Source organism: Amycolatopsis sp. NPDC034160, assembly GCF_055575355.1.
Genome location: NZ_JBVISU010000009.1, coordinates 259,567 through 278,441, shown reverse-complemented (window position 1 = coordinate 278,441; position 18,875 = coordinate 259,567). Strand labels below are relative to the sequence as shown.

At 65.2% G+C, this 18,875-nt stretch carries 6 protein-coding genes; all 6 read left to right on the top strand.

Annotated elements, in window-relative coordinates; genetic code table 11:
* Positions 1-484 precede the first annotated feature (484 nt).
* The 6 genes from pglW to ACZ54P_RS20450 are packed head-to-tail and all read left to right on the top strand — an operon-like array spanning position 485 to position 18,365.
* Positions 485-4,831 carry a BREX system serine/threonine kinase PglW gene (gene pglW / locus ACZ54P_RS20475; RefSeq protein WP_465463135.1) on the top strand — a complete coding sequence of 1,449 codons (4,347 nt, stop codon included), beginning with the start codon at positions 485-487 and terminating at the stop codon, positions 4,829-4,831.
* Positions 4,828-8,493 (top strand): BREX-2 system adenine-specific DNA-methyltransferase PglX, encoded by a 3,666-nt coding sequence (gene pglX / locus ACZ54P_RS20470; protein ID WP_465463134.1) that lies wholly within the window; start codon positions 4,828-4,830, stop codon positions 8,491-8,493. The genes pglW and pglX overlap by 4 nt, the downstream gene beginning before the upstream one ends.
* Complete coding sequence (locus ACZ54P_RS20465) at positions 8,490-12,278, top strand: BREX-2 system ATPase PglY family protein (RefSeq protein WP_465463133.1); 3,789 nt, start codon at positions 8,490-8,492, stop codon at positions 12,276-12,278. Before pglX ends, ACZ54P_RS20465 begins: the two co-directional genes overlap by 4 nt.
* Positions 12,275-14,944 carry a BREX-2 system phosphatase PglZ gene (gene pglZ, locus ACZ54P_RS20460; RefSeq protein ID WP_465463132.1) on the top strand — a complete coding sequence of 890 codons (2,670 nt, stop codon included), beginning with the start codon at positions 12,275-12,277 and terminating at the stop codon, positions 14,942-14,944. The genes ACZ54P_RS20465 and pglZ overlap by 4 nt, the downstream gene beginning before the upstream one ends.
* Complete coding sequence (gene brxD / locus ACZ54P_RS20455) at positions 14,941-16,263, top strand: BREX system ATP-binding protein BrxD (protein ID WP_465463131.1); 1,323 nt, start codon at positions 14,941-14,943, stop codon at positions 16,261-16,263. Before pglZ ends, brxD begins: the two co-directional genes overlap by 4 nt.
* On the top strand, positions 16,260-18,365 hold the full coding sequence (locus ACZ54P_RS20450; protein ID WP_465463130.1) for a DEAD/DEAH box helicase: 2,106 nt from the start codon (positions 16,260-16,262) through the stop codon (positions 18,363-18,365). Before brxD ends, ACZ54P_RS20450 begins: the two co-directional genes overlap by 4 nt.
* The last annotated feature ends 510 nt before the right edge of the window (positions 18,366-18,875 follow it).

Genomic DNA, 18,875 nt, shown 5'->3' with positions numbered 1-18,875 from the left:
GGCTTGAAATTGATGCTTTCCGTCGGGTGAGCTGACCGTGCTACCCCGAGGCTAAGCGAAGCTATCGGGCAAGTCTGTTGTGGAGGGACTCGTTCGCGTGCAGCCCTCGTTACCAAGCGCTGCTAGGTCTGCCCAAATGCGTCTTGTCCGGCATGGTCACGGAGTCTTGCGCAGCCCCTGCCGCCACGGACGGAGGTTGGGCCGTGTTGGGAAGCAGGATGTTGCGCAACGCAGGTGAGGGCACTCCAGCGATCTCGAGGGTGCAGGAGGCCGGGCCGGAGCGCTGACGGAGCTGCATACCTACTGTCGGTCTTCTGACCTAACCGTTACGAATTACGAGGGGGTTGTAACGTAACGGAGTGTGACGTCGACTCGATAGCGAGTGAGTGACTATCGACTGCCTGACCTCGTAGGGTGCAGCACCTACCTGGCGTAGGCACCTAGGATCGTCGGCGGTCGGTTGATCAGCAAAAGGGGAGGCTGTGTGTCGGGCGGTGGACCATCTGTACCCAAACCTGGACCTTCATCGCAGCGGAAGCGCTGGTTCCAGGAGCGGACATCGCCCTACCCGTGGGAGCAAGACGGGCTTGATCATGTACGCAGGCTCATGCCCAACGCGGAGCCTTACCGCGCGTGGGCGACCTTCTCGTTTACGGGGGCCTCAGGCCGGGTCAACGAATGCGACCTGCTGATCGCGGTCCCGGGCGGTCTGTACCTGGTCGAGCTCAAAGGACACCCTGGGCGGGTCGTGAACAACGGCGAGACCTGGCGGTTCTTCCAAGAAGGCTCCCGTCGGCCGCGAATCCTCCGTAACCCTCTGCATCTCACCGACCTCAAGTCCAAGGAGCTCAAGGGGAGGCTGGAGTGGGCCGCGAAGCGGCTGCAGATCAGCCAGCGGGTGCCACGCGTTGAACCCGCCGTGTTCCTGTCGGCGCCGGACTTGCGGTCCGAGCTGGACGAGGTTCAGAACACCAAGGTTTTCGCCCGCGACGGTGTCTCTCATGGTCTGCCGGAACTGTGGGCAGACCTCCTGTCCCGTCCGCCACAGCAGGACTCGCAGCGGATCACGCCTGCCTTCTCGGCGGTTCTGCCGAAGCTCCTCGAAGAGATCGGCATCCGCGCATCGACGGCGCATCTGCGCTTCGGTGATGACTGGACACTCGATTCGGAGCTGCTCGACGCAGGTCCGACCTGGGAAGACCGTCTTGCGGAGCGGAAGGGGATCGTTCGCGAAGAGGGCAGGGTGAGGATCTACCTCACTGCCCTGCAGGCGAGTGAGGAACGACAGCAGTCGGTGGAACGCGCGGCACGCCGCGAGTATCAGGTACTGCAGGGCATCACCCACCGCGGTATCGCCCAGGCGGTACAGATTCGCGACCATGGGGGCGGACCGGCGATCCTGTTCCACCATCGTGCGGACGATCTTCGACTGGATTCGTACCTCGCGGTCCATGGTGAGCACCTCGATGCCGATGTTCGCCTCGACATGGTGCGCCAGCTCGCCGAAGCCGTCCGCTATGCGCATAGCCGCTCGCTCTACCACCGTGCGCTGGCCGCCCGCTCGGTGTACGTGTCGGCCAAAGATGATGGGTCTCGCCCTGTCATGCGGATCATCGACTGGCAGGCGGCGGCACGCGACTTCGACACCACCGGTTTCTCCTCGATCGGAAACACCTCGCTGCCGGGTGAGCACGTTTCGAACTCCGCTGAGGTGTACCTCGCGCCGGAGGTCGACACACCGTTCGCTGACCCCGTCGACCTCGACGTCTTCGGGCTTGGCGCGATCGCCTACTTCGTCACGACCGGTCAGCCTCCTGCTACCCAGCGCAGTGGACTGATCGAACGGCTGGCCACCGACAAGGGCCTGCACCCCTACGCTGTCTCCGACGTCGTTTCCGACCCCCTTGACGCGCTGATCTTCGACGCGACCCGCGCCGACGTCGCAGACCGGCTCGATTCGGCCGAGGCGTTCCTGGCACGCCTGGATGCTGCCGCGAAAGACACCGCTCCCGTCGAAGAGTCCACCGCGCTGGTGGACCCTCTCACCGCCTCGCCCGGACAGATGGTCGATCGCGACTGGGAAGTCGAACGGGTCCTCGGCACCGGCGCCACGGCCCGAGCCCTGCTCGTCAAACGGGATATCGAGGACGAGGACGGCAGGCCGCGCCGTGAGCGGCGCGTCTTCAAGGTCGCGCTGGACGACGCCAAGGCAGCTCGGCTCCGTGCCGAGGCAGCGGCGCTGGGCCAAGTCGGTGGTGGCGTGATCGTCCGCTTGCTCGACGGTCCTCGCGAGCTCGCCGGCCGGACCGTGCTTGATCTCGAGTTCGCCGGTGGTGAGGACGTATCCGGTTCGACGCTTGGTGCGCTGCTGCGCGCCGAAGGGAAGCTCAGCTACCACAACCTCGACCGCTACGGCAAAGACCTGTTCACCGCCCTCGATCACCTCGCCGGAAAGGGCGTACGGCACCGGGACCTCAAGCCGGACAACTTCGGGGTATATCGGCGGGCTGACCGGTCCACCCAGCTGATGCTGTTCGACTTCTCGCTCGCGGACGCCTCCGATCGTGACGTCCATGCGGGTACTCGCGGTTACCTCGACCCGTTCCTCGGCTCCGTCCGGCGTCCTGCCTTCGACGACCACGCCGAGCGATACGCGGCAGCGGTGACCTTGCACGAAATGGCCACTGGTCAGCGCCCGGTGTGGGGCGACGGCATGAACAACCCGCAGACAACTAACGACGAGACCCCGACGATCGCTTCTGATCTCTTCGACTCGGCCCTTCGGGATGGTCTCACCGAGTTCTTCCTGCGTGCCTTCCATCGCGATGTCGACCAACGCTTCGACACGTACCGGCAGATGGAGGACCAGTGGCGCGCGGTGTTCGTCGACGCAGACACCGCCGCCCCACCCACCACGCAGGCCACGGTCGGGCTGGAAAACGGGTCACTGGAGGCCACTCGTGACGCCCACGCGGCCGCCGCCAAGCTGGACACCGCGCTCGAGCTGGCCGGCCTGACACCGCGCGCGGTGTCGGTGGCCCAGGGCTTCGAGGCCACCACCGTGGGCCAACTGCTCGATGTTCCGCTGCACCTGATCGCCAAGGCACGCGGCGCGGGCGCGGTCGTCCGCAAGGAGCTCAACCGTCGGCACAAGCAGTGGTCCAAGCAGCTCCTGCATGCTGTGGAGTCCGCAGCCGCGCATACGGCCGACGAGGACCACCAGACCATCGAGGACCTGGCCGCATTGCTGTCACCTGCGCAAACGCGCCGGGGGTCGAAGAAGGCCGACGTCATCCGGTTGACGCTCGGTCTGCCTGACGGCGGCGAGCCGCTGGAGCCGTGGGCCTCGCAAGGCGCGGTCGCCAAGCGCCTCGACATCTCGCAGCCGTCGGTGTCGCGACACCTCAACGCCGCCACGAAGGAGTGGGCGGCCGCGCCGTGGCTGACCACGATCCGCAATGAGCTCGTCGACGCCGTGGCCGAGGCCGGCCGGGTCGTTACCGTCCAAGCCCTGGCCGCCGCGCTGCGTACCCGGCACGGCGCTGGCGACGACGATGCGGAACGCACCATGGCGCGGGCGATGGCGATCGTGCGCGCCGCGGTCGAGACCGAGGTTTGGGCCGGCCTGCACACCGACGACGTCGAAGGTAGCGGCCCGCGACTGGCGGTGCAGCGGCGTGGGCAGCGGGTGCTGATTGCGCTGGAGTCGCTGCCGGGCTCCCAAGACCCGAGTGCCCCGGAGATGGCAGACTACGCCTTCGCTCTCGGTGTCCGCGCCGACGATTTGGTAGGGCGGGAGCCACTGCCCGGCCGGGGGGTCGTCGTACGCGAGCTGCGCGCGGTGCCTGCACCGGAGGGCCTGCAGCCACTGGCAGACACCCTGCTCGTCGAGCTGGCGTCGGTGATGTCCGAGCACGCGGCGGCCTCCCCGCGGCTGGAGCTGTACCCGCGTGAGCTGGACCTGGTGCGCGCGCTGCGGATCTCGCAGGCCGCCGCTGGCGTGCGTGATCGCGGCATCACCCAGCCCGACCTGATCGCCAAGGTCCGGGCCCGATTTCCCGCCCTCGACGTGAACGAGCGGCTTACTCACGTCGAACTCGAAGACGCTTTGCACGCTGCCGGCTTTCCGCTGAACTACGACACGTCGGACAAGGTGTTCCGGCCGCCGCCGCTCGAGCAGCCGCGCTTTTCCGCCTCTGCGTCAGCGCTCAGCGGACACGGACACTGGCGGGCTGCCGGCGCGGATCCCCATGAGGTTCTGGCGCGGAAGCTCACTGCGGCGATCGAGCGTGGCGGATTCCTCGCCCTCACCCTGAGAGGGGCTTACCTGCCTGGTACTCCGGAGGGCATCGCTGCCCGGTATCCGGTGCGGTCGATCGATGTCGACCGTGAGTTCGTGGAGGCATTCCGGGCGCTGGTCACCGAGCGCGGACAGGATTGGGCGAAAGTCGGCAAACTGGACGCCCGGTTCAGCGAGACCGGCGTCATCTCGCCTGGCCTGGCGTCCTATGTGCGGGCGACCTGGGACCGGGTGCGATCCCGCATCGGCGACTCGGTGCGCGGGCCCGGCGTGGTGCTGTTCCTGCACCATGCGGGCATGGTCGCACGCTACTTCGACGAAGGTGGCCACGCCTTGCTGACGGAGCTGCAGAACGCGGCCCGCCGGCCCGACGAGGCGCCGCACGGCCTGTGGCTGCTGTGCCCGGGGGAGTCGGCGCTCGACACCCCGCAGTTGGACGGCAAGATCGTTGAAGTACTGACCGACAGCGAACGTGTGGTGCTCGATCGCGCGTTCCTCGAAGAGCTCCACACCACGGATGGTGCGGCGTGAGTGAAGGACAAGGGCGACTGGTGACGACGGCAAGGCACGCGGTGGACGGCAAGCAGCTGGTGAAGGACCTGCAACGTCAGGTACTGCTGCTAGAAGACGATCTCCGGGAGCGCGCCGGCGAGGAGCCCGAGTTCGCCACCGCGCTGCGAGCCGAATACGACGACGCCTTCGAGAAGAAACGCACCGCTGCGACCTATGAGTCGTGGCTCGACGCCCGCGTTACCCAGGTTGCGGCCGCATGGGTACTCGGTACAGTGTTCGTGCGGTTCTGCGAGGACAACGGGCTCATCGAACGGCCGTTCATCTCTGGCCCTGGCGAGCGGCTCAGGGACGCCGAGGAACACCACGAGGCATACAACCGCAAGTTCACGGGGCACAACGACCGTGACTGGCTAATCGCGGCGTTCAATCACCTTGCCGCCGCCCATCCCACTGCCGCCGGGCTTTTCGACAAGCGGCACAATCCGTTGTGGGAGATCACACCCTCATACGAGGCGGCCACGTCGCTACTGAAATTCTGGCGACGCCCTGACGAAGAGCTCCGTTACGACTTCACAGATCCCGAGCGGGACACCCGATTTCTCGGTGACCTCTACCAAGATCTCTCTGAGCATGCCCGCAAAACGTACGCCTTGTTGCAGACCCCGGAGTTCGTCGAGGAGTTCATCCTTGACCTGACGCTGGAACCTGCGGTCGACGAGTTCGGCCTTAAGGGACTACGCACCATCGATCCGGCTTGCGGCTCCGGCCACTTCCTACGCGGGATCTTCCATCGACTGCTCGCGAAGTGGCGTAGCGCCGAGCCCGGGACCGATAATTGGGAACTGATCAAGCGTTCACTGGAGTCGGTGCACGGCTGTGACAAGAATCCGTTCGCGGTGTCCATCGCCCGGTTCCGGCTGCTGGTCGCCGCACTGCACGCCGCCGGCGAAACGCGCTTGGCAGCTGCGCCGACGTTTCCGATCAACGTCGGGGTCGGCGACTCCTTGATGCATGGTCGCGGCGCCCCTGGTATCCAGGGTGAACTATTCCCGTCCAAGAAACCGCACACCTACGCTACCGAAGACGTCAATGAGTTCGTCAACTCCTGCGACCTGTTAGGTAGGGCTTCTTATCATATCGTCGTCGGAAATCCTCCATATATCACGGTTAAGGATAAGCAAGAGAATCAGAACTATCGCGATCGATACGACACCTGCTCCGGCATATATAGTTTGTCGGTGCCTTTTGCGCAGCGCTTATTCCAACTCGCGGTCCGTCGCGACGGTAACGGCCGCGACGCCGGCTTTATTGGCCAAATAACGGCGAATTCGTTCATGAAACGCGAGTTCGGAAAGAAGCTCATAGAGCAATTTTTCAAGACCGTAAACCTGACCTACGTGATCGACAGCTCCGGCGCCTACATTCCGGGACATGGAACGCCGACGGTGATCCTCGTTGGTCGCAATCATCCCTATCGTCGCAATGATTCCATCAGGGCTGTTCTCGGCGTTCGAGGAGAGCCGAGTCATCCAACGGAGCCAGCAAAGGGTATGGTTTGGTCAGCGATCATCGATCAGGTCAACAAGCCCGGATGTGAATCCGAGTGGGTTACCGTCGAGGATGTTGAACGCCCTCGCTTCGATAGTCACCCTTGGAGTGTGAGTGGCGGCGGTGCAAGTGATTTGTTTAACGTGATCGAATCTGCATCGAGCAAACGGTTGTCCGAGAACGCCCTTCGCATTGGATTCATGGCCATGAGTCATGCAGACGAAGAATTCACGTTACCGCGAGGCGGCGTTCGTCGTCTGCGCCTTGATCGACAACTTTGGAAGCCGCTCGCGATTGGTCAAGACCTGCGTGACTATCAAGTCTTTGACACGCTGGAGACTTGGTTTCCTTACGATGATCGGAATCAATTGATCGATATTGATCAATTCGAGCCTTCATCGAAGCATCTCTGGTTTCTTCGTGCACAGCTAGGAAATCGAAGCACTTTCGGGGGTGGCTCATACTTCTCCGAAAAGCGTCCATGGCATGAATGGCACCAGGTGCCCCGCGATGAGGAAGCCGCAAAACTATCACTAGTATTCGCATTTGTGGCCACGCACAACCATTTCACCCTTAACCGGGGCAGTAAAATTTTCAAGCAATCGGCGCCAGTAATCAAGTTGCCAGCCAGGGCGGACGAGGATGACCACCTGGCGTTACTGGGCGTACTTAACTCATCGACGGCATGCTTCTGGCTCAAACAGGTGAGCCACAACAAAGGTCGCCCTGGCGCCGAGCAAGCTGGAGCAGATGAACCCTGGGAACATCGGTTCGAATTCACGGGAACAAAACTGCAAGAGTTTCCGCTACCTGCAAGACTGCCGCTTGAGCTGGCGCGCGATCTAGATGCACTCGCTCAACAACTGGCCGATGTGGAGCCGAGTTCCCTATGTGCCGAGACGCTCCCTAGCAGGCAGAATCTCGACGCGGCATGGACAAAGCATGAATATATCCGCTGCCAGATGATCTCACTGCAAGAGGAGCTGGACTGGACTGTTTACGGCAGTTATGGACTACTCGGCGGTTCATCAGCTGACCGGATGGTTGCTTCTGAAAAGCAAACAGTGCCGCCGGTGAAGCCGAGCGAGCGAGCATTCGCTATTGTCTTAGCTCGTGGAGTGGAACGAGGCGAGATCAGCACAACTTGGTTTTCGCATCACAATCATAAGTTTGAAGCGATGACTGAGATCCCTGAACATTGGCCCGAGTGGTATCAGCAGATCGTCCAGGCTCGCATCGACATTATTGAGCAGCGCCGCGACATCGCGCTGATCGAGCGTCCAGAGTGCAAGCGTCGTTGGGCGACGCAGTCCTGGGAGAAGAAAGAAGCAGAGGCTCTCGAAACCTGGCTGCTCGACCGCTGTGAGCGACGCGACCTCTGGTACAGCCTGCGGGACGGATTCGAGCAGCCGCGGGTACTGACGATCAGCCAGCTCGCCGACACGTTCCGGGACGACGCCGACATGCAGTCGGTCGCGCAGCTCTACGCCACCGACCATCTCGGCAAACGCGACCTCACGCTCGCCCAGGTCCTCGAACGAGTCATCGCAGAAGAGCACGTGCCGTTTCTCGCCGCGATGCGCTACAAGGACCCAGGGCTGCGCAAGCGTGCGCAGTGGGAGAAGGTCTGGGAGCAGCAGCGCCAAGAAGACGAGACAGGCAAGCGCCTCGACATCCCGGTGCCGCCGAAGTACACCTCGGCAGATTTCCGCAAGACCAGCTATTGGTCCCAGCGCGGAAAGCTCGATGTGCCCAAGGAACGCTTCATCTCCTACCCCGAGGCGAGTCCAGACGGTGACCCGACGCTGTTGCTCGGCTGGGCTGGATGGGATCACAAAGACCAAGCGCAGGCCCTGGTCAACGTCATCAACGACCGCACGCAGGAAGCCGGTTGGGAAGCCGAACGTCTGGAGCCGTTGCTGGCCGGGCTTGCCGAAGTCATGCCGTGGGTCAAGCAGTGGCACGGCGAGTACGACGCAGAGTGGGGCGGCGTGCCGGCCGAGGAATACCAGGCGTTCCTCGACGAGCAGCTGACCAAGCATCAGCTGGCGATACAGGACCTGACCGCATGGCGTCCCACGGCTCCGCGCCGCGGGCGCCGCACCAGCAGCGCAAAGGGTGATCAGCAGTGAGCGGCCCCGAGATCTACCTGCGGGACGTCATCGACATTCCGGAATCCGTCCACGCCGGCGACTTCAAGATCGACCTCACGAAGGGTTTCGTCGAGACCGACGCCCGCGTCGCCGAGTACGTGGTGACCGATCAGCTCCGACAGGCGTTCGGCAAGGCGCTGTCGATCGTGCGAGCCGCCGTTCGAGACGGTGCTTCCCATGCCGCCTACCTGCATGGCTCGTTCGGTTCCGGTAAGAGCCACTTCCTGACCGTGCTGCACGCGGTCCTCAACAACGAACCGGTCGCCCGCGCCAAGGCCGGGCTGCAGCCGGTGATCGCTGAGCATGACGACTGGTTGCGTGGCAAGAAGTTCCTGATGGTGCCCTACCACCTGGTCGGCGCCACCGACATCGACTCGGCGATCCTCGGTGGATACGTCAGCACCGTCCGCCGTCTGCACCCTCAGCACGGCACTCCGGCCGTCTACCGTGCCGATGCGATGCTCGACAACGCCAAGGGGCAGCGGCAGTTCCTCGCCGACGACGCGAGGTTTGCCGAATGGCTGGGCAGCGAAGCGCCAGCAGCCGCGGAAGACGACCTCGACGATCTGGACGTCATCGAGGGCTCCACCGTTCAGGCGTGGACGTCCGCCAAACTTGATCAGGCGTTCAGCGCTCCCGCGGGCGATCCTGTGCGCGAGGCTTTGGTCTCAGCGCTGCTCTCCGGACCGATGTCGGCGTACAGCCGTGGTGCCACGGGCGATGCCGAGGCGTTCCTTCCGCTGGAGGACGGCCTGTCGGTGATCAGCCGCCACGCCCGCGGCCTCGGTTACGACGGGCTGATCCTCTTCCTTGACGAGCTGATCCTGTGGTTGCAGGCTCACATGGCCGACCAGGAGTTCGTCAACACGCAGGTCAGCAAGCTCGTCAAGCTGATCGAGTCGGGCAACGCCGACCGCGCGTTGCCGATCGTCTCGTTCATCTCCCGGCAGCGGGATCTGTCCAAGCTCGTCGGCGAGGACGTCACCGGCGCGGACGTGAAGAACCTCGAGGCACAGGTGCAGTACCTGGCCGAGCGGTTCGACATCGTGTCGCTGGAAGACCGCAACCTGCCGGCGATCATCAAGGAACGCGTCCTCAAACCCAAGACACCGCAGGCGAAGACCGTGTTAGAAGACGCTTTCGCCGCCATCGAGTCCACGAACTCGGCCGTACGCGATGTGTTGCTGGACGCGAACGGCGCCACCGGCGCCGACTGGACGGACTTCCGCGCCGTCTACCCGCTCTCACCTGCGCTGCTCAACGTGCTCGTCGCGCTGTCCGGTGCGCTTCAGCGCGAACGCACCGGCCTCAAGCTGCTGCAGGAAATGCTGTATCGGCGCCGCGCCGACATGAAACTCGGCGAGCTGATCCCGCTGGGTGACCTTTGGGACGTTCTCGCCGACGGCACCGGGGAAGCCTTCACCGAGCGCTTGCGGCAGGATTCGGCGGCAGCACAGCGACTCCATACGAAAGTGCGCGCCAACCTGCTGGGCAAGTATGGCAGTGAAAGCGATCCGCGGTTCATCGCCGATGACCGGTTCGTCAAGACGCTGATGCTGGCCGCGCTGGCGCCGGACGTGTCCGCTCTGGCACGGTTGACCGGAGCACGGCTGGCGGCCTTGAACCACGGCTCCATCCGCTCGCGTACCGTTGCTCCCGGGACAATGGTGGTCACCCGAATGCGTGAGCTGGCCGCGGAATTCGGTGAGCTGCGGTCCGAAGGCGACGAGGACCCGGTGTTCCGCCTGCAACTGTCCGATTTGGACATCGAGCCGTTGCTGGACGCCGTCGGCGAGCAGGACTCGATCGGCGCCCGACGGATCTGGACCAAACGACAGCTGTGGCAGAAACTCGGCATTCGCGATGTCGAGAACTTCGTCTGCGAACGCGAGGTCGTGTGGAAGGGGACACGCCGAACCGCGGAATTCGTGTTCGCCAACATCCGCGACAGCCAGGACCTGCCGGACGTGCAGTTCGGTCCCAGCGTGCCCGGGCGGATCCGGATCATCCTCGACTACCCCTTCGACCAGCACGGCCACCCGCCGAGTGACGACATCGCGCGCGTGAACCGGCTTCGACGCGAGGGCTTCACCGGCGCCACGGTCACCTGGGTCCCGCACTTCCTGTCCACGCAGAAGGTCAACCAGCTGGGACGGCTGCTCAAGATCCAGTATCTGCTCGAGCGCAACCGGCTCGACGACTACGCCGGGGAAATGTCCGCGGACAACAGGGTCAAGATCCGCCACCAGCTGCAAGCCCAGGCCGACACCCTCGAATCCCAGCTCACGGCGTCCCTGATGCAGGTCTACGGCATCGCGCGAGCCGAAGAGTCCACACTCGGCGCGCAGGTGGGCGATGATGGTCACGTGCTGGCGCTGCAGCCCGGGCACACGCCACGGCTGCTGGCCGGCGCTGGCTTCGAGCAGAACGGGCTTGCCCTCGCGGACGGCTTGTTCTCCGCCCTTTATCCGAAGCACCCGGACTTCGACACGACTGGGAACCGCAAGGCGGTCACCATCGGCGAGTTGAAGACCGTCCTCGGCTGGATCACACAGGCGATGGAGGAGGGCAAGCGGCGAGTCGTGGTCGACCGGCCGCAGTTGGCACTGGTCCGGCGGATCGTGCATCCGCTCGAACTCGGTGAAGTCTCCGACGGCCCGCTCAACGTCTCCGCGGAGTGGCGGCGCCGAATCGATCAGGCAGCCGGACAGCATGGCGTCGACGGCGATTACTCCGTCGAGAACATCCGTTTGTGGATCGAGGAGCTCGGGTACACCGGGCTGGACAAAGCAGTCGCAAACTTGATCATCGCGACCTACGCGCTGCTGTCCGACCGCGCCTGGGTCATGCATGGTTCACCGCTGCGCGAGGCGCCGGAGCTGGACAAAATCGGTCCCGGGCACGCTTTGCGGGCTCAAGACCTTCCGTCAGCGGATGAGTTCGCCGTCGCGCGCACCCGGGCGTCAGCGCTCTTCGGGGTGAACGTGCCTGAATACCTGGTGGCGCGTAACGTCAACCGCCTCGCCTCCGATGTTCGCGAAAAGGTGACAAGCCTGGAGACAGCGGTCAACAACCTCCGCCGGACGCTGGAGACGCGTGCTGATCAGCTGGGTGTCCCGGTGACGGCAGCTCGCATCACCATCGCTCGCTACGCCGCCAACCTGCTCGCCCGGCTCTCCGCTACCCGCGACGCCACGACGATCGTGCGTGAACTCGCCGATGCTGACGATCACGACGTGAACGACCAGGTGTTGGGCAATGCCATCGCCACCGCGCCGCAGGTGCTCGACGCGCTCGACCAGGTCGACTGGAAGCTCGTCGAATCCGTAGGCAGGTTCGTCGGCCGGGGGGACGCCGTCGACACGCAGGCCCGTCGGCTGCTCGCCGACATCGGCGACACGGCCGCAGTCGACGAGTTCACCCGCTCGTTGCCTCCGGTGCTGAGTGGTGTCCGCCGTCGCGCCGTCGGACTGATCGAGGAAGCCGCGGAGCTCGCCGCTGTGGCGACGCCTCGTCCTGCGCCGACCCTCCCGCCGGTTCAGGAAGGGCTGCCGCTGGACTCGCCGCAGCCCCAACCTGCGGAGAACCCACAGCCAGTCAGTGGACAGGCGAAGCCCGCGCGCCGGATCACGGCCAGCGTCGTTGAACAGCGGCTGCAAGCCATTCTGGACGACTTCTCGACCGAGATTCGTGACTACGCGAAGGATCACCCGGACGTGGAGATCGTCCTGGACTGGCACATCGTCCACGAGGACCGGCCGTGACCACAGCACCGCCGCAGCTGACCAAACGGATGATCGAGACCTTGCTCACGGACTGGCTGCCGCGGGCCAAGGAGCGTCGGCTCGTGCTGATCTACGGTCGGTACGAAGACGGGAGCAGCGACTTCACCCTGAACACCGAGCAAGACCGGAAGCGGGTGCATGTCACCGATCAGCACTCCGTGCTCGGCATTGTCGAAGCGTGGCAGCGGCATCAGGCCGAGCGAGGTGCCGACGATGTCCTTGTGGTGACTACGAGCCTCGATGACGACCAGCTTGGCTGGGACATCCGGGGCTACGCGCTCGGGCGTTCCACCCACACCGCCGACCGTGCCCGGATCGTGGCGCAGCGATTCGGTGCCACGGACGTCGATCCGCGCGTTCGCGCCGAGCCGTGGCTGATCGACGCGCTGCTTGAAGCCGAACCGCCGGGTGGCTGGCCCCGCAGCGGGTCGGTGCTCACGCGCGACACGGCCATGCGCACGCTCATAGGCGCCCGGCTCGGTATCGGCACGCTGCGCGAGGACGCGCTCGATGCCGGTGCCCTGCTCGCCTGGTCGCTCCACTCGACCGGTCCGGACCGGTTTGCTCGCTTCGCCGAATCCGAGCAATCCGGTATGACCGACTGGTTGGCCAATTCGGTTGGTGAAGTCGCTCCGATCGTCCTGCGGCTGGCCTCCGCGGGGAAAGCAGCCGACGCCATGCCACTCGGTCTTGTCGGCAGGGTGGCGACTCGTCCGGACGCCTCTCCAGAGGCCGCGCTGGCCTTCGGCGGGCTACTGGCCGGCGTCCGGCCGCCGGCATTGCGTGCTTTCACCGACGCGGTCGAGGGAACGTTGGAGCGCTGGCTCAGTGAGGCCGAGTCCGGCGGGCAGGCAGCCCGGAAGCGGATCCTCGAAGTCGCGAACCGTGCCGAGCAGCTCGCTGCGAGCGCGCACCTCACCGAAGCCCTTCGCGACAGCCGGTTCCTGCCGTCCAGCTACGCAGCCGCGCTAGGAACACTGGCTAGTGCGCTGTCACCGACGCCCGTCAAAGGCAGCATCACCGAGGTCGAACGAGCGCTCGACGAGATCCGCGATCATGGCCTGGCGCGGCTCGAGCCGGACCGTCTCAAAGCAGCGGAAATGGCGGTACGGGTCCACCGATGGCTCGCGTTGCCGCTTCCGGACGTCGGCTCGGTCGCGGTCGCCGCGAACCGCCAGGTCATGGACTGGGCGTGGACGGACCGTGCCCTGACGACGTTGTGGGTCGGCGACGGCGGCGATCCAGCCGTTGCTCAGGCTTACCGGGCCTTGCACCAGGCTGCACGTGCTCGGCGGGACCGGCTTGACGAGCAGTTCGCCGCGAGACTGGCAGAGTGGGTTCCCCGCGCGTCGAGCATCGACTCCGGCGGCTGTCTGCTGGTCGAAGACGTCCTCAACACCGTCGTCCGCCCAGTCGCCAGCCGGCGCTCGCCGCTGGTCATCGTCCTCGACGGGATGAGCGCCGCGATCGCCACCGCGATCGCCGAGGAAGCCGCCACCGGCGGTTGGCGAGAAGCCTCTCCGCGCCAGGGCGAACGCATCGCTGCGGTGACGATGTTCCCTTCGGTGACTCAGGCAGGCCGCGCGAGCCTGCTTTCCGGAGTGCCGAAGGTCGGCGACCAAGCAGCAGAGCGAGCCGGTTTCACCGCGTTCTGGCAAAAGCATCGGCGGAAAGCCGCGCTGTTCCACAAGAACGACCTCGCAGGCGACGCCGGCCACCGGCTCTCCGAGGGGCTGCTTACCGCACTTGCCGAGGACGGTGTCGTCGGCGTCGTCCTCAACACGATCGACGACGCCCTCGACCACGGGCAAGAGGGCGAGCGCGCCGGCTGGTCGATCCGCGACGTCACCTACCTGCGTGAACTCCTGGACGCCGCGAGAGGGTACGGGCGCCCGGTCGTGCTCGTATCCGACCATGGGCACGTTCTGGAACGGTCGGCGGAGAAGCTGTCCAAGGCCGAGGGGACGTCGGCCCGATGGCGCACCGGCCCGGCAGACGACGGTGAGATCGAGCTGGCCGGACCGCGCGTACTGCTCGGCGACGGCCGGGTGACCGTTCCGTGGCGCGAAGACATCCGTTACACATCACGGAAGTCCGGATACCACGGAGGTGCCTCGCTCGCCGAGATGATTGTGCCTGTTCTCGTCCTCCTGCCATCCGACGAGCTCGTGCCGGTCGGGTGGCACGTCCTTCCCCCCGAAGCCGTGACCCCCGCTTGGTGGGAGCAGAGGCGTACGGTGCTTCCGGAACAGCCTGCACCGGCTCGCAAGCCCAGCCGTCGAAAGCCCGAGCCGGATTCGGCCGTACCGCTGTTCGCGGTGGGGGCGCCGGACGAATCCGTCGGTACCCGGATCGTGGCGACCGACCTCTATGCCGCTCAACGGGCTTTCGTACCGAAAGCACCGGACAAGCAGGTCGTGGCGGCGGTGATCGACGCATTGCTCGAAGCAGACGGGACGCTCTCGCTCAGTGCGGTCGCGGAGCGCGCAGGCCGGGCAGCACGCCGTCCGGAGTTCTTCGTCCGGGCGTTGGAGCGCTTGGTGAACGTCGATGGTTACCCCGTACTCACGCTGCGCGACGGCGACCGCAGCGTCAAGCTTGATCGCGAGATGCTTCAGACGCAGTTCGGAGTGCGAGTGCGATGACCGTCCAGGCGAGCGAGGCTCGGCGACGCGAGGCGGTGGATGCCCTGCGACGCGGCACAGTGCCGCAGTCAGGACTCGACCTACTCGCCGTCGGCCTGGACCGGTTCGCCGGCGCGATGGAGGAAGATCTGGCGACCGTCGCGCGCAGCGGCGCCACCTTCCACGCCGTGCGAGGTGAATACGGGTCCGGGAAGACCTTCTTCACGCGCTGGCTTGCCGAGCGCGCGAAACGTAAGGGGCTCGCGACCACCGAGATCCAGATTTCCGAGACCGAGACACCGCTGCATCGTTTGGAGACGGTCTACCGGCGCCTTACCGAGCGGCTGACCACCGCCACCCATCAGCCCAGTGCTCTGCGCGCCGTCGTCGATTCCTGGCTCTACACCCTTGAAGAACAGGTCATCGAGACCGGTGAAGTCGCCGAAGACGACGAACAAGCGCTGACTGCAGCAGTCGGCCAGTTGATGGAGCAGCGCCTCGCTGAAGTCGCTCGGACCACCCCGGCGTTCGCCGCGGCGCTGCGGGGCTACCAGCAGGCTGTGACCGCCGGCGACAACGCCACCGCAGAGGCTCTCATCGCGTGGCTGGGCGGGCAGAAATCAGTCGCCGCGGCTGCTCGCCGGACCGCCGGAGTGCGTGGCGACCTCGATCACTTCGGGGCGCTCGGCTTCCTCCAGGGACTGCTCACCGTGTTGCGCGACTGTGGGCACCCTGGCTTGCTTGTAGTGCTCGACGAAACCGAAACACTGCAGCGTGTGCGCGGCGACGTGCGGGAGAAGGGGCTCAACGCGCTCCGGCAACTGCTCGACGAAATCGACGCGGGGCGCTTTCCCGGTCTGTTCGTTGTCATGACTGGAACACCGGCGTTCTTTGACGGGCAACAAGGTGTCCAGCGCCTGCCACCGCTTGCCCAACGACTGGCGACGGACTTCAGTACTGACGCCCGGTTCGACTCTCCTCGCGCCGTGCAGCTCCGATTGCTCGGCTTCGACCTGGATCGGCTCGTGGAGCTGGGACAACGGACGCGTGAACTGTATGCAAGCGTCGCGCAGCATCCCGAAAGGATCGCGAGGGAAGTCGACGACGCGTACCTGCGGACACTGGCCTCGGCGCTGACCGGCCGGCTCGGCGGCAAGGTGGGTGTCGCGCCACGGCTGTACCTGCGCAAGCTGGTGGCCGATGTGCTGGACCGCGTCGACGAGTTCGCGGACTTCGATCCCCGCGTCCACTATGCGCTGACCGTGTCGAACACGGAGTTGACCGAGTCCGAGCGCAACGCCGCCGCGAGCGCGGACGACGTCGAGCTGGATCTGACGTGACCCAGGCGTTGGCGCGGCTGCATCCCGCGCTGGTACACCACATCGTCAACACCTTGGGCTGGCGATCGCTGCGGCCCCTGCAGGAACAGGCGATCGATCCGGTCCTCGATGGAGACGATGCGGTGCTGCTCGCCCCGACCGCCGGAGGAAAGACGGAAGCGGCGACCTTCCCCCTGCTGAGTGCGATGGAGGAACATCGCTGGACCGGCCTGTCGGTGCTGTACGTATGTCCGCTCAAGGCGTTGCTGAACAACCTGTTGCCGAGGCTCGAGACCTATGCCGCGTGGCTGGGCCGGCGAGTCGGGCTCTGGCATGGCGATATCGCGGCGGGTGCCCGCCGTGGAATCCTCCGCGACCCGCCCGACCTGTTGCTCACCACGCCCGAGTCGCTCGAGGCGATGCTGGTCAGCGTCAACGTCGACCACAAGCAGCTTTTCGCCGGTGTGCGGGCGATTGTGGTCGACGAGGTGCACGCATTCGCCGGTGACGACCGAGGGTGGCACCTCCTTGCAGTCCTCGAACGTCTGTCCCGGCTCACCGGCGCGCCGATCCAGCGCATCGGCCTCTCGGCAACGGTCGGCAATCCACATGAGCTGGTGACCTGGTTGCAGGGTTCGAACCGAGCTACGCGAGAGGGCCGCGTGGTAGCCCCGGACGTCAAGCCGGCCTCTGGGGCCACTCCGCCGGGCGAGCTCGAGATCGATTACGTCGGCTCGGTGCACAACGCAGCCACCGTGATCGCGGCCTTGCACCGCGGCGAAAAACGGCTGGTGTTCTGCGACTCGCGTCAGCTAGTCGAGGAAATCGGGGCCGCGCTGCGCGAGCGGGGCGTGACAACCTACCTGTCGCACGCTTCTCTCTCCCTTGACGAACGCAGGCAAGCCGAACAGGCGTTCGCCGAGGCGCGGGACTGTGTCATTGTGTCTACTTCCACCTTGGAGCTGGGCATCGACGTCGGCGACCTCGACCGCGTCATCCAGATCAACGCGCCGTCCACGGTGGCTTCGTTCCTCCAACGCCTGGGCCGGACAGGGCGTCGGCCGGGCAGCACTCGGAACTGCCTCTTTCTCGCCCTCGAGGAGAGCTCCCTGCTCTGGGCGTACGCGCTGGTTCTGTTGTGGAGCCGCGGTTTCGTCGAGCCGGTGCACGCGCCACCTCAGCCTCGCCACATCGTCGCTCAGCAGATCCTCGCCTTATGCCTGCAGGAGAATTCGGTCGGCAACCGGCTGTGGAGCGAGGCCTGGAACGGGCTCGCGCCGTTCGACCGTAGCGCGGAGCCGATTACCCGTTACCTCGTCGAGGAGGGCTTTCTCGACCAAGACGGTGAACTTCTGTTCATCGGCGAGGAGGCCGAACGTCGCTTCGGCCGTCAGCACTTCATGGGAATGACCGCGGTGTTCACGGCTCCGCCGCAGTTCACAGTCCTCGAAGGGCGCCGCGAGATCGGCCGGACCGATCCGGCGTTGCTGACCGAAAAAGTCGACGGCCCTCGCCTGCTGTTGCTCGGTGGGCGCAGCTGGAAGGTCACGTGGATCGACTGGAAGCGTCGCCGGTGCTTCGTGGAGCCTGCCGAGTCTGGAGGCCGCGCACGCTGGATGACACCGGGCGTTGGTGGCGTGGGGTTCGATCTCGCCCGCGCCGCGCGTGACGTTTTGCTCGGCGAGGATCCGCCAGTGAAGCTGACGCAGCGAGCCACGCGGGTTATGGCGGAGCTGCGCGAGGACCGGCTCGCCTCGGTACACCCCGGCGGCACGGTGATCAGTAGGCAGGGCATGGACGTGCGCTGGTTTACGTGGGCTGGATTCCGCGCCAACGCCACCCTCGCTGCGACCTTGAGCTCGCTGGCCGACGAGAAGCAACGGTTCGACGACGTGTCCGTCCGGCTTCGCTCCGACCTGACCCGCGAAATGTGGCGGTCAGGCGTCGCGGATGCCGCGCAGCGCCTGTGTCTGCCAGACGTCGATGAGCGGGCGATGGAAGGGCTGAAGTTCAGCGAGGCCCTACCGCAAAAGCTCGCCATGGCCACGTTGGCAGCACGGCTCGCGGACCTGGATGCGGCGGCGGCTCTGCTTAGGGAGCCCACGCGGTTCGTCACTGGATGAACGCCGACGCGTGATCCGCTTCGTCACATCGATGTGGCTGGTCTGAGCGTGAAGACCAATACATGCAGGAACAGCTAGTTTGCTGTCAACGACAAACGACCATGAAACCGACGGGGGTCTCATGGTCGTTGTTCGTTAGGTTTTCAGGCTCAATTCCCTAGGGTCTTGAGCCCCCACGTGTCCGAGGGGCGAGTTGCTCACTATCCACACGCCTCCAGCTACCGAACTGACAGACAATGAACAGACTTGACGCTTCGCCAACACCTAGGACCTGCTGTGGTTGCTGCGAATCTGTGCAGGAGGGATCGGAATCCGTCACGCTCCTGGCGATGACAGCCAACTCGGCGTCAGGAGCCGCCAGTGTGGAGACACCGGACCGGTTCGGCTTGCTTTTGCCTCGAACATGTTGGTCCCGTCGGGCCGTTCGCCCCGAGAGTCGAAGTCAAAGCTGTCATCGCCCTGGCTGCCTGCGAGTACCTTGGCTCGGTTGGTGGATACCCAGCTGGTGGA